This window comes from Mesorhizobium sp. WSM4837, from assembly GCF_055811435.1.
The window spans coordinates 1-12,785 of sequence record NZ_JBVVQE010000112.1 but is presented as its reverse complement, the minus strand read 5'-3'; the positions used below and the strand labels follow the sequence as shown (position 1 = coordinate 12,785).

Below are 12,785 nucleotides of genomic sequence, written 5' to 3'. Positions count from 1 at the left end.
CCCCCCGCCCCCCCCCCCCCCCCGCCCCCCCCCCCCCCCCCCCCCCCCCCCCCCCCCCCCCCCCCCCCCCCCCCCCCGCTTCAGTTGTCGGGGGTCCGACTGATCAGATCGCCTGACCACCCGAAACCTCGATCCGCTGTGCCGTAACCCAACGGTTATCCTCGCCCAGAAGGCTTGCCACCATTGGCCCGATGTCATCGGGCAGCCCTACGCGGCCAAGCGCGGTCATCCCTGCGAACTGCGCGTTGACTTCGGCATTGTCGCGCACCAGCCCGCCACCGAAATCGGTCTCGATCGCTCCGGGCGCGACCGTGTTCACTGTGATCCCGCGTGCACCCAACTCTTTCGCCATATAGACGGTCAAGATTTCGACCGCCCCCTTGGCGGCCGCATAGGCCGAGAAGCCCGGATAGGACACGCGGGTCAGGCCCGAAGAAAAGTTCACGGTCCGCCCGCCATCTGCGATGAGCGGCAGAAGCGCCTGAACGAGGAAGAAGACGCCCTTCACATGGACGTCGAACAGACCGTCGAACTGCGCCTCGGTCGTATCGCCGATCATGGCGAATTCGCCGTGGCCGGCATTGTTGATCAGGTAATCGAAGCTGTCGCGGCCCCAGGTCTCTTTCAGCGCCGCGCGCAGGGTCTCGGCAAAGGCCGCGAAGCTGGCGACCACGCCGAGATCGAGCTGCAGAGCAACCGCCTTACGGCCCAGGGCTTCGATCTCGGCCACAACCTCGCGGGCCTGAGATGCGTTGCCGCGATAGGTGACGATAACGTCGCGGCCATGCCGCGCGATGCTGACAGCGATGTTGCGGCCGAGGCCGCGGTTGGCGCCGGTGACGAGTGCGATCTTGGTCATGCGGGAAGTCCTTTCATCCGAAGTGATGGGGACAACATGCGGCAAGAGCGTCTCCAGTTGTTGCCGATTCCTCGCGTAGTCTTGCCTGTTCCTGCAAATCTGGACTGGCCTTGCCACACCGGATTTGCCAGAATGTTCGATTTCTTGCCTGATCCTTCTTCAGGTCTTGCCTGAAGCGCCACCACCCTTCATCTTGCTCATATGAGCCGAACGCTTCTCGACCTTGTGCGCAGCTTTGCCGACGCTCATGCCGACCGTTTCGGGGCAGCGTCGACGCCTATTCCCTGCCTGACCGCGATCCGCGCCACGCAGCCCGGCGAATTGCAGGTGGCTGTCAATCGGCCGCTGGTGGCCATGCTGTTACAAGGTGCCAAGCGGGTCACGATAGGGGCCGAGACATTGGAATTCGGTCCGGGCGAGTCGCTGCTGATCTCGGCCGATGTGCCCACGGTTAGCCAGATCACGCAGGCAACCCTCCGCGCGCCCTATTATTCGCTGGTGCTGGAACTCGACCCCGTCCTTATGCGGGAACTCGCGGTCGAGATAGCGGCGGTCCCGGGCGATCCGCGCAAGCCTGTCCGAGTGGAGCCGACCGACGCAGATGTCGCCGATGTGGCGCTGCGTCTGATGCGGCTTCTGGACCGTCCCTTTGCCCTCCCGGTCCTGCAAGGGCCGTTGCTGCGCGAGATTCATTTCTGGCTTCTGGCGGGACAGCACGGATCGGCCCTCCGCAGCCTCGGCGGGGCCGATGGCCATGCACAACGCATCGCCCGTGCGGTCGCCATGATCCGCGAAAGCTATGCACGGCCGATCCGCATCGAGGAACTGGCCGAGGCCGCGGGGATGAGCACCTCGTCCTTCCACCAGCATTTCCGCCAGACCACCACGCTGTCTCCCTTGCAATTCCAGAAGCAGTTGCGCCTGATCGAGGCTCGGCGCCAGATGCTGGCCGATGGCACGAGCGTGAGTTCGGCGGCATATGCGGTGGGCTATGAGAGCGTGCCTCAGTTCACCCGCGAATATGGCCGTCTGTTCGGCAAACCACCGGCCCGCGACATACGGCGGGCACAGATGGCTGCGTAGTCTGACTCTGCTTCAGAAGAAAGCGAGAGTCCGCTGTGGGTCACATCCAGACCACCCTTTGAGCGCTGCGTACGTCCGCTTCTGCACCTCGATGGCCGAAAACTGACAGTCCGCAGTCGGCCCCCAAGCCCTTTCTTGGATACCCGTTTCCCTCTCGGCCGATGATAGCCGGAAGGAGATACACGATTGGACATTCTCAATATGATCCTGTGCTGCAGGAGCGACGGGCTTGGAATGCTGGGAGCGCTGAAGCCTCGGCAGATATGGACGATCCGGTTTTTCTTGGATCGGGAGGCCCGATTGCGCGATCGAGCGTTGTTCGACCTCGCGATCGACAGCAAGTTGCGCGGCTGCGATCTCGTGAAAATCAAGATCGGCACCCTAGTGGTCGGTCACGAGATTCGGACGCGTGCGATGGTGATGGCTGACGCGCGGTCGAGCCTGCTTGCTTGGCTGGAAAGGCGAGGCGGAAGCGTCGACGATTATGCCTTCCCGAGCAGAATTGACCATTCGGCCCACATCAGTAGGAGGCAGTATGCCCGTCTGGTCGATGAATGGGTCGGAGCGATCGGTCTGCGTCCCGAGGAATACGGCACGCATTCGCTTCGCCGCACCAAGGCATCGATCATCTACAAGGCTACCGGCAATCTCCGAGCGGTGCAGATACTCCTTGGTCACACCAAGATCGAAAACACCGTAAGATATCTTGGAGTGGACATGGAAGACGCGCTCGCTCTTGCAGAGGGAACTGAGATCTGACCGCAGGACGGCGGCCACTGGCTCTGCTACCGGGCTGCCGCTCGTAATCTTGGCAGCAACTTGTCACCCCAACGTCGCCTTGCCGCTCACGCCAAATTCTGTCGAGCGGCAGGGCGACGATGTCGGACATTGAGATCAGCATTGCCGCTTCCTGAAAGCCGACATCCCAAGAACCTCGCTGAGGGTCGTGGTTGCGCCATTTCTTGACATTCCGAGCGCTTCTGCGAACCGGACCTTCGCGCCAAGCCCCGGAATCGATCCCTTGCGGATTTTCCCTCGAAGAAGCCGAAAGGCAAGCACTCGTCGCAAGTCAGCGGGGGAAAGAACAGTTCCTAATCCGACATTTTCGCCACCTCAACCAATATTGGCAATTTGCAGCGCATCGACACGGAGAGTCTTGCTGCGTCGTGTAAAATGGCTGCGTTGCTTCCGCTGCTTCGTGGGGACGGGGGCGCCCGGTTCCGTTGACCGGCCTGCGATTGGTCTGCAGCGCGATCAACTTGGCAATCGCGCCCAGCGCTCCGTGATCCGTATCATCGAACCGGAGGTGGTGCAGATGACACGGTTTGTCCCTAATTTTCAGGACACGAAGCGCCCGCGATCGGCAGTGGTACCAATGACGTATTCGGGCTATGCTTAACGCTGTGTCTGGGACCATTCCGATGAAGGAACTGGGTGTGCCGGGCTCGCTCATCGAGCTCGAGCAGAAGGTTGCGCTCCTCACCCAGGAGTTGGACGAGACTCGCGAGCAACAGGCAGCCGCTGCCGACGTCCTGAGGGTGATCAGCCGTTCGGCTTTTGACCTCGACGCGGTGCTCACTGCTTTGACGCAGACGGCCATCCGCCTGTGTGAGGCATCGCGCGGCGTCATATGGCTGAGCCGCAACGGGCAGCTATTCTTAGCAGCGCACGTCAATTATCCGGACGAATGGGTCGCCTATGTGCGAGCCAATCCGATCACGCCCGCAGCGGACGCAGTTACCACCTCGGGCCGTGCCGCGTTTGCTGGCGAGGTGTTCAACATTGAGGATGTGCAGAGCGACTCGCGCTGCAGCTCGCTTGCTGGCCATAAGCTCGCCGACTATGGTGCCGCGCTCGCAGTCCCGCTGAAGCGAGATGGCGAGGTGGTCGGTGTGATTTCGCTGTCGCGAACCGAAGCGCGACTCTTCAGCGACCGCCAGATTGCGGTCGTGCAGACATTCGCCGACCAAGCCGTTATCGCTATGGAGAACGTACGTCTCGTCACCAGCCTCGACGCCAGGAACCGCGAGGCGGCCGAAGCGTTCAGACAGCAGACCGCCACCGCCGATGTGCTCAGGGTCATCAGCCGGTCAGCATTCGACCTCCAGACCGTTCTCGATACCTTGACAGAGTCTGCAGCCCGTCTCTGTCAAGCGGACATGTCCGGCATCTGCCGTAGCGAAGGCCCCGGCTTCTACTATGCCAGCAGCTTCGGATTTCCGCCCGACTGGCTCGTCTACAACAAGGACCGTCGGCTCGACACGGGGCGTGGCTCGATTGTCGGCCGTGTGCTCCTCGACGGGGCCCTGGTGCAGGTCGCCGACGTACTCGCCGATCCGGATTATACCTATTTCGAACCGCAGGCGAAGGCCGGCTACCGAACACTGCTCGGCGTCCCCTTGATGCGCGAAGGCAAGGCGATCGGCGTGCTGGTGCTCGCCCGCCGGACGGTAGCGCCCTTCACCGACAAGCAGATCGAGCTCCTCGGAACCTTCGCAGACCAGGCCGTCATCGCCATCGAAAATGTGCGCCTGTTCGAAGAGGTCGAGGCACGCACGCGCGATCTCGGCGAAGCGCTTGAGCAGCAGACTGCGACCAGCGAGGTGCTGGGCGTCATCGCCGCTTCACCCACCGACATCCAACCCGTCCTGAAGACGGTCGTGGAAAACGCAGCAAGGCTCTGCGCGGCCTATGACGCCGCGGTTCTGCTGAAGGAGCAGGATTCGCTGGTCATCGCCGCGCATTTCGGCCCGATCCCGATCGACTTTACGAAATTTCCACTCAGACGCGATTGGGTGGCCGGTCGGTCGGTTGTCGATGCCAGGACTATCCAGGTGCCCGATCTCATGTCGGCAGGCGACGAGTTCGCGGCGGGGCGCGCAATGGCTGAGCGGCTCGGCCATCGCACCATACTGGGGACTCCCCTTCTGCGCGACGGAGAGGCCATCGGAACGATCCTGCTGCGCCGGACCGAGGTCGCACCCTTTACTGCGAAGCAGGTCAACCTGGTCGAAACCTTCGCCGACCAGGCTGTCATTGCTATCCAGAACGTCAGGCTATTCGAAGAGGTGCAGGCGCGGAACCGTGCGCTAACAGCGTCGCTGGAGCAGCAGACGGCGACCAACGACATTCTCAGCGTCATCTCGAGTTCGCCGACCGACGTACAACCAGTGTTCGACATGATCGCCGAGGCGTCGGCGCGGCTGTGCGAGGCGGAGTTTTCAGCAGTCTTTAGATACGACGGCGCGCTCATCCATTTCGTGGCTCAACATGGGCTCTCTCCGGCTGGTTATCAGGCGATGAGCGGCGCCTATCCCCTTTCGCCTGGCCGCTCTGGGGCTACGGCCCGCGCGGTACTGAGTGGCAATGTCGAGCAGATACCCGACGTGTATGAGGATCCCGACTACGCGCTTGGCGATGTGGTGACGGCTGTCACCGCTCGCAGCATCGCCGCAGTGCCTATGTTGAAGAACGGCCAAGCGATCGGCGCGATTGCGGTTGCGGGATCGGAGCCAGGACTCTTTCCGGCCCAGCAGATTGCGCTCCTGCAAACCTTCGCAGATCAGGCGGTCATCGCTGTCGAAAACGTGCGCCTGTTTGACGAGGTGCAGGCGCGCACCGCCGAGCTCGGCGAAACCCTGCGGCAGCAGACCGCAATCGCCGACGTGCTGAAGGTCATCAGTCGCTCGACCTTTGACCTCCAGGCGGTGCTTGGCGCTCTTGCCGCGACGGCTACGCGCGTATGCGAAGCCGATATGGGCTCTATCATGCGCCGCGATGGCGAAACCTATCAATTTGCCGCGAATGCAGGATTCCCGCAGGAACTGGTGGACTATGCGAAAGAAAACCCTCTGACGATCGGCCAAGGCAGCGCCACTTCGCGTGCGGTGCTGGACCGGCACACCGTGCACCTGCCGGACGTGCTCGCCGACCCCAGCTACACCTTGACCGACTTTCAGAGCCTCGGCGGCTACCGCTCGTTGCTCGCCGTGCCGCTGGTCCGTGAGGGATCGGCAGTCGGCGTCTTCATCCTGACCCGCTCGACTGTGCGGCCGTTCACTGAAAAGCAGATCGAACTCGTTGAAACGTTTGCCGATCAGGCCGTTATCGCTATCGAGAACGTGCGCCTGTTCGAGGAAGTGCAGAAGCGCACCAGCGAATTGTCGAGCTCCCTGGAGGAACTTCGGGCCGCTCAGGATCGGCTTATCCAAACCGAGAAGCTCGCTTCGCTTGGCCAGCTCACCGCGGGCATCGCGCATGAGATCAAGAACCCGCTCAACTTCGTCAACAATTTCTCTGCCGTCTCCCTGGAACTTGTCGAAGAGCTGCGGCAAGCGCTGGACAGTGCCCCTTTGGACGGACCAATTCGCAAAGAGGTCGACGAACTGACTGGACTGCTCAAGGGCGACCTCGAAAAGATCGTGCAGCACGGCAGGCGAGCCGACTCGATCGTCAAGAACATGCTGCTCCATTCGCGACAAGGATCCGGAGAGCACCGGCCGACCAGCATCAACGCCATCGTCGAGGAGAGCCTCAATCTCGCTTATCATGGGGCCCGCGCCGAACGGAGGGATTTCAACATCACAGTCGAGAAGTCCCTCGATCCCGACGCCGGCGATGTCGACTTATATCCTCAGGAGATCACGCGCGTGCTGCTCAACCTGATCTCCAATAGCTTTCATGCGACAACGCATCGCGGCCAGGGCGATGGCAACGCCTATTCGCCGGTGCTGTGCGCCTCGACGAAGAGCCTTGGCGACAAGGTCGAGATCAGGCTGCGCGACAACGGCACTGGCATCCCGCCGGAGGTGGTCGAGAAGATGTTCAACCCGTTCTTTACCACGAAACCAGCTGGCGAAGGGACTGGGCTCGGCCTGTCGCTCAGCCACGACATCATCGTGAAACAGCACGCGGGCACGCTCGAAGTGGACACAAAGCCGGGCGAGTTCACCGAGTTCCGCATCCTGTTGCCACGCGGCGCTGCATCGGTCGGCAAGAAGGCAGCCGCCCAATGAACCCGCTCATACTGGTGGTCGACGACGAACCAGACGTCGAGGTCCTGTTCCGCCAGCGATTCCGCCGGGACCTGCGTTCTGGCCGCTTCGCTATGGAATTCGCGCTCTCTGCACACGCGGCTCTTCGCGTGATCGGGGAGGTGGAGGGCACGACGTTGATCCTTATTCTCTCCGACATCAACATGCCTGGCATGAGCGGGCTCGAATTCTTACCGAAGGCGAGAGAGGCCCGTCCCGATGTACCGGTGATCATGATCACCGCCTATGGCGACTCCGAGACCAGGCGTACTGCGATGGAGGAAGGCGCCGCGGCGTTTCTGACCAAGCCGATCGACTTCTCCGCTTTGCGAGCGGAAATCGAAACCAGGCTACGGTGGGTCGCGTGACTGCGCACATCCTGGTGGTCGACGACGAGCCGGACCTGGAGGATCTGGTCAGGCAGAAATTCCGCTGTCATATCCGCGACGGCGCGATCAGCTTCATGTTCGCCCGCGATGGTGTGGAGGCCCTGGCGATACTCGATGGAAACCACGACATAGACATGGTGGTGAGCGACATCAACATGCCGCGCATGGACGGCCTTTCGCTCCTGCAACGGCTGCAAGAGGCCGAGGCTCAGCTGTCGACCATCATCGTCTCGGCGTATGGCGACATGACCAACATCCGCACGGCGATGAACCGCGGCGCCTTCGACTTTCTCACCAAACCGATCGACTTTCCCGACCTTGAGGCTACGATCGCCAAGACGCTGCGCCACATCGAGATCCTGCGCGAAGCGCGGCGCCGTCAGGCCGCCGCCGAGCGGGCGCATGCGGCTTTGTCGCGCTACTTCTCTCCTAACCTTGCGGAGCGGCTCGCGGGCGCGCAAGACAGCATCGATCTCGCTGGGCAGCGGCGCGATGTGGCGGCGCTGTTCACCGACATTGCCGACTTCACGATGCTGGCCGAAACGATCGAGCCGAGCGTGCTCGGTGACCTGCTCAACGACTATCTCGCTGGCATGAGCGACATTGTCTTTGGGCATGAGGGGACGTTAGCCAAGATCGTCGGTGACGCGCTTCACGTATTGTTCGGTGCACCCGGCGACCAGCCGGATCATGCGGTACGCGCGATCGCGTGCGCGCTCGACCTCGACGCCTTCTCTCAAGCCTTCCGGGAGACCTGGCACCAACGCGGCATCGCGCTCGGCGTGACACGCATCGGCGTCAATGCAGGGCCTGCAATCGTCGGCAATTTCGGCCGCGGACGTTTCTTCGACTACACCGCCTACGGCGACTCCATCAACATAGCGGCGCGGCTGGAGGCGGCAAACAAGCAGCTCGGCACGCGCATCTGCGTCAGCGAGGCTGCCGCCAAGCAAGTGCCCGATTTTCGCGGCTTGCCGGTCGGAGACCTGGTGCTGAGGGGTAGGTCCGAACCGCTGCGCGCCTTCGAGCCACTCAGGCGGGAGCAATACGACGAGCCAGCAACGGCCGCCTATCTACAGGCATTTGCGAAGCTGGAAACTGGCGATCCGGGCGCGCTTGCCGCGTTCGCCGCTGAAGTCGGACAGTGGCCTGAAGATCATTTGGCCAGTTTCCATCTCAGACGCCTCTTGAACGGCGCGGTGGGCGCCAGGATTTCGATCGATTGAGGCGCCCCGCTTGAAGGTTGGGGGAAGGAAAGGCGGACCCAACATGCTCCCACGTGATCACCTACGTCTTCGTGCGGCGACGCTATCGTTACGGAGACGTCCGAACGCGTCCTATCGGGCTCGCGGGACGCTATCAGCCGAATCAACGACGACTGCTCGTTGATCTCAGAGCCGATCATAAGAATCTCCGTTTCTGGTCATGGGCGCTGCTTGCGGTGAAAGTCGGCTTTCGGGCGACGAAGTCGGCCGATGAAGGGCAGCTCAGGGTCAGGTCACGACGATGCCCACACCAACTTGAATGTCCGCTGTTGAATATTCGCAGCCCGAAGCTGCCAGTCCGCTGCCCGCCCCGCCCCAGTCATCAGCGTGCCGCACAGCGGTCGTGCTGTTCCTTCGAAGCAGTGGCTGCAGGAGGTTCAATACCGGACCTCGCCCGGTCAGGTGCTCATACGAGGCCGGCTTTGCGAAGGCCATCCACGATCAGCTCGAAATCGTTGGGATCCTTGTAGGGCAATACTTTGCGGCGATGTTCCAGTGAATATTGGGGGTTGACGCGAAACACTTCCTGCCACTCGCGACGGGCTTCTTCGAACCGACCCAGATGGCCGTAGCTCGCCGCCAGGAGCACGCGTGAGACGTCGGTGGAAGGGTTACGAACAAGTCGCCGCCTCAGGATCCCAATTGCCTCTTCGTACCTGCGCAACTGGAACATCGCTTGCGCCTGGAAGTGAAGGTACACGTCCGGATAATACGGGTTCAAGGCCATTGCCCTGTCGAAACACCGGAGTGCGTCCTCAGGCTTGCCGGAATAATGCAGTGCGTAACCGAGATTTTCGTGCCCCTCGGCAAGATTTGGCGCAAGAGCGATCAAGCGTTTAGCCGAGCAGATGGCCGCCTCATGCCGTCGCGAATACAATTCGACGATGCCCAGCGCCCAATGTGTGTAAGGATATCGATCGTCGAGCGCCACTGCCCGTGCCGCGAACATTTCCGCTTGTGCCATTGCGTTCGACCACGACGAGCTCCACTGGTTTGCATAGTCCAGTATGTTTGCGAACGCGAGGAACGCGTAGGCGGGAGCGAATTTCGGGTCGAATTCGACGGCGCGCTGCAACAGCTCCCGGCCCTTGATGTTTTCCGCTTTCGTGAACCGCCATAGCTGCTCTCGGCCATGAAGAAAGCAGTCATGTGCGTCCAGGTTGCCGGTTTGCTCGGTCGCGAGCCGCTGCTGGTCGCCCTTTGTCAGGTTGAGCGCCAGCGCGTCGACAATTTGCTGCGTAACGTCGTCCTGTACGGCAAAGATATCGGTCAGGTTGCGATCGAAGCGCTCCGCCCACAGATGTCCGCCTGTGGTCGCGTCAATAAGCTGCGCGGTGATACGTACCCTGTTGCCGGATTTGCGGACGCTGCCCTCCAGCACGTAATGCACGCCGAGGTTCCGGCCCACCTTCTGAACGTTCACGTTCCTGCCCTTGAAAGTGAAGGACGAATTGCGAGCGATCACAAACAGCTGCGACAGCTTTGAGAGAGCTGTGATGATGTCTTCGGAGATTCCGTCGGCGAAATATTCCTGCTCGGTATCACCGCTCATGTTGGCAAAGGGCAGCACGGCGATCGATAACTGAGGCGGTGCCGCTGTCGAAAGCAGAGCTTCCGAAAGTTCGGGCGTCACAGGCGCCTTTGCGTGAGCCGCGGTGCCGACTCGGAGTGAATAAACCCGGATCGGTTCGGCAATATTCTTGAGCTGGGTGTCGCCGAGATCATTGACCGAAACGTCTAGTCTCGTCTTGACTTGCCTATAGGCGTCTTCGGACAGGCAGATGGTGCCGGGCAGCGACACCCTCCAGACGCGAGGCAATGTTGACGCCGTCGCCCATCAGGTCGCCGTCGCTTTCTTCGACCACGTCGCCCAAATGTATCCCAATCCGAAACTCGATGCGGCGGTCCTCGGGCACGCCGGCGTTGCGCTCGACCATGCCATTCTGCACTTCTATGGCGCAGCGCACGGCATCTACCACGCTGCGGAATTCAACCAACGCACCATCGCCTGTGCGCTTGACCATACGACCGTTGTACACGGCGATGGTCGGGTCGATCAGGTCGCTTCGAAGTGCCCGCAACCGGGCCAAAGTACGATCTTCATCCGTGCTCGCCAGCCGGCTGTACCCGACCACATCAGCGGCAAGGATCGCGGCTAGCTTGCGGCTCTCGCTCACGGGCCAATCTCCTCGTATCCACAATAACACGAAGAGGCAGGGAAACATGAAAGTTCGCTGTCCCCAGAGCGGTATCCCGCACTCGCTAGAATTCTACACCCTACGCCGAAGTAAGGGGTCATCCGGCGCGGCTGCCTGGCAAGGGACGGCCATCAACGCCCCCCTCAATGCCTCTTGAAATACTGCACCTCGCGTTCGTGCTTCTCCGCAGCCTCGCGGCTGTCAAACGTCCCGAGATTGCGGCGCTTGCCGGTTTTTCGTCCTTCTTGCGCGAATAGAGGCGGTATTTCCCGTCTTTGAGTTTTCTGATCATCTGTCACTCCCCAAGCCGCTGCTTCCCCTTGAGGTTGCGCGCGGCTTGCTCGATCGCCGCCCGGTCGTTGCCCAGCCTGTCGATCAGTTCCTGCGCCTGTTCGCCCGATATGCCGGTGCGCATAGCCAGGGCCTCCACCGTCAAGACGTCGGAGCTCGCGACCTCGCGGGTTTCCGGCAGGGCATCGCCTGCCGTCAGCGGCAGGGCTGCCTCCCTGTCGATCTCGGCCTCGGCCCGGTGCCAGTGCCGCTCGGGATCGCCGTGGATCCCGCCTTCGCGTTCCCAGATCTGATATGCGCGCTCACGGATCTTGTCTTCCCGGTCGTCGCTCATGCTGATTCCTCCTGTGGGTATTCGGATGAACGCCGCGGCAACACGAACGATCCAAGAAATCTGCGTGATCGGCGGTCGCACAGGCGCCATGCACTGCGGCCGCCAGTTCGCCGCTCAGCACCCACCTACTCGCACTGCCGGCGCGGGCCGCCGGAATAGGGCTGGTAGGTGTTGTCTTCCGGCCGATAGGAGCGGTAGCGGCTGAAGCAATATTGCACGTGGTCGGGCGGAAGCCAGGCGCCGCCGGTTTCATCCGCCGGAACATCGCCATCCATCGACCACGTGTCGGTCGCCTCGACATAGCTGGCGCCATCGTCGGCAGGCTGTGCGGCGGGGTCGGCCGCACCGGCATCGAGATAGGGCGAGATGCAGGGACGCTGCTCCCCGCTGTAGGAGATGTAGTGGTCGTCGCTTGGCCTGTAGGAGCGGTAGCGGCTCGCGCACCATTCCACATGGGCGGCGGGCATCGCCTGCTGCTCGTCCGGTGCCGGCGTTGCCGGCTTGACGGAGGCGGTAGCGGTGGTGTCGGGCGACGAAGCTGCGGCATCGGCAGGTTTCGCGGTGCGATCAACTGGGGCCTGATCAAATGGGGCCTGATCAGCCGGGGCCTGTGCGACCTCTGGGACCTCTGGGACCGCTGCGACCTCTGGGACCTCTGGGACCTCTGGGACCTCTGGGACCGCACGGGCGGGAAGGCGCTCAAGATGCTGCGAAGCGGGGTTGACCTTCCGCGGCTCCCTCGGCCACAGTTCGGCAACACTGGAAGTCGGAGCGACCGGCCGCACCGGTTCGGCGGAGAGAATCCACAGGGCGAAAGCCAATCCACTGGCGAAAACCGCCAGCGTCAGCACGAAGCCGCCAAGTACCGCCGATAAAGCTCTCACCTTGCGCTCCTTTGCCCCGTCATCTGTTAAAATGCGAGGCACTGGATCCGGTTCCAACTAGCGCGGCGTGCCAGGCAACTCGGACAGGCGCGGCTCGTGTGCAGGGGCGCAGTCGACCCGGGGCGCACACGGTTTTGTGGTGAATGTTGCGGATGTCGCCGAGGCTGGCTCCTCTCGCAGAACCTGGGTTCCTCGCCCCCACGAACGTGGGGGAGAGGTGGCTCGGCGAAGCCGAGACGGAGAGGGGGAATTTGCGCAGGCTTGCGCCATAAGGCCTTCATCCAGGGAGAGGTTTCCGTGTTTCGAAAGGCCCCTCTCCGGGGCGGGGGGGGCCCCCCCCCCCCCCCCCGCGGGGGGGGGGGGGCCCCCGGGGGGGGGGGGGCGCCCCCCCGCGGGGGGGGGGGCCCCCGCCCCCCCCGCCCCCGCCGCGCCCCCCGGGCCCCCGCCCC

At 62.5% G+C, this 12,785-nt stretch carries 8 protein-coding genes and 1 pseudogene; 5 read left to right on the top strand and 4 right to left on the bottom strand.

Annotated features, from left to right (window positions below; translation table 11 throughout):
- Positions 1–103: 103 nt before the first annotated feature.
- Complete coding sequence (locus AC0L3D_RS34565) at positions 104–859, bottom strand: SDR family NAD(P)-dependent oxidoreductase (RefSeq protein WP_091600648.1); 756 nt, start codon at positions 857–859, stop codon at positions 104–106.
- Positions 860–1,060: 201 nt separating this feature from the next.
- On the opposite strand from AC0L3D_RS34565, the gene AC0L3D_RS34560 reads away from it, so the two are divergent.
- From AC0L3D_RS34560 to AC0L3D_RS34540, 5 genes are all read left to right on the top strand, one after another.
- Entirely contained in the window at positions 1,061–1,942 is an 882-nt protein-coding gene (locus tag AC0L3D_RS34560) for an AraC family transcriptional regulator (protein WP_473647310.1), read from the top strand.
- Between the two features lie 300 nt (positions 1,943–2,242).
- Positions 2,243–2,701, top strand: coding sequence for a tyrosine-type recombinase/integrase (locus tag AC0L3D_RS34555; protein ID WP_373420410.1), 459 nt, complete (start codon positions 2,243–2,245; stop codon positions 2,699–2,701).
- Between the two features lie 662 nt (positions 2,702–3,363).
- Positions 3,364–6,957 carry a GAF domain-containing protein gene (locus AC0L3D_RS34550; RefSeq protein ID WP_023799006.1) on the top strand — a complete coding sequence of 1,198 codons (3,594 nt, stop codon included), beginning with the start codon at positions 3,364–3,366 and terminating at the stop codon, positions 6,955–6,957.
- Positions 6,954–7,343, top strand: coding sequence for a response regulator (locus AC0L3D_RS34545; RefSeq protein ID WP_023799007.1), 390 nt, complete (start codon positions 6,954–6,956; stop codon positions 7,341–7,343). Before AC0L3D_RS34550 ends, AC0L3D_RS34545 begins: the two co-directional genes overlap by 4 nt.
- Positions 7,340–8,590 carry an adenylate/guanylate cyclase domain-containing protein gene (locus tag AC0L3D_RS34540; RefSeq protein WP_023799008.1) on the top strand — a complete coding sequence of 417 codons (1,251 nt, stop codon included), beginning with the start codon at positions 7,340–7,342 and terminating at the stop codon, positions 8,588–8,590. Before AC0L3D_RS34545 ends, AC0L3D_RS34540 begins: the two co-directional genes overlap by 4 nt.
- A gap of 445 nt (positions 8,591–9,035) precedes the next feature.
- Here AC0L3D_RS34540 and AC0L3D_RS34535 read toward each other — a convergent pair.
- From AC0L3D_RS34535 to AC0L3D_RS34525, 3 genes and pseudogenes are all read right to left on the bottom strand, one after another.
- Positions 9,036–10,806: pseudogene (locus AC0L3D_RS34535) on the bottom strand (adenylate/guanylate cyclase domain-containing protein).
- A 316-nt stretch (positions 10,807–11,122) separates the two neighbouring features.
- Positions 11,123–11,452, bottom strand: a complete 330-nt coding sequence (locus AC0L3D_RS34530) for a DUF2934 domain-containing protein (protein ID WP_128170354.1) — start codon at positions 11,450–11,452, stop codon at positions 11,123–11,125.
- 125 nt (positions 11,453–11,577) lie between these two features.
- Complete coding sequence (locus tag AC0L3D_RS34525) at positions 11,578–12,336, bottom strand: BA14K family protein (protein ID WP_473647309.1); 759 nt, start codon at positions 12,334–12,336, stop codon at positions 11,578–11,580.
- Between the last annotated feature and the right edge of the window lie 449 nt (positions 12,337–12,785).

Bases quoted from the DNA above. Each gene is read 5' to 3' on its own strand.
- AC0L3D_RS34550 (WP_023799006.1), top strand. From the start codon at position 3,364: ATGAAGGAACTGGGTGTGCCGGGCTCGCTCATCGAGCTCGAGCAGAAG.
- AC0L3D_RS34565 (WP_091600648.1), bottom strand. From the start codon at position 859: ATGACCAAGATCGCACTCGTCACCGGCGCCAACCGCGGCCTCGGCCGC.
- AC0L3D_RS34560 (WP_473647310.1), top strand. From the start codon at position 1,061: ATGAGCCGAACGCTTCTCGACCTTGTGCGCAGCTTTGCCGACGCTCAT.
- AC0L3D_RS34545 (WP_023799007.1), top strand. From the start codon at position 6,954: ATGAACCCGCTCATACTGGTGGTCGACGACGAACCAGACGTCGAGGTC.
- AC0L3D_RS34530 (WP_128170354.1), bottom strand. From the start codon at position 11,452: ATGAGCGACGACCGGGAAGACAAGATCCGTGAGCGCGCATATCAGATC.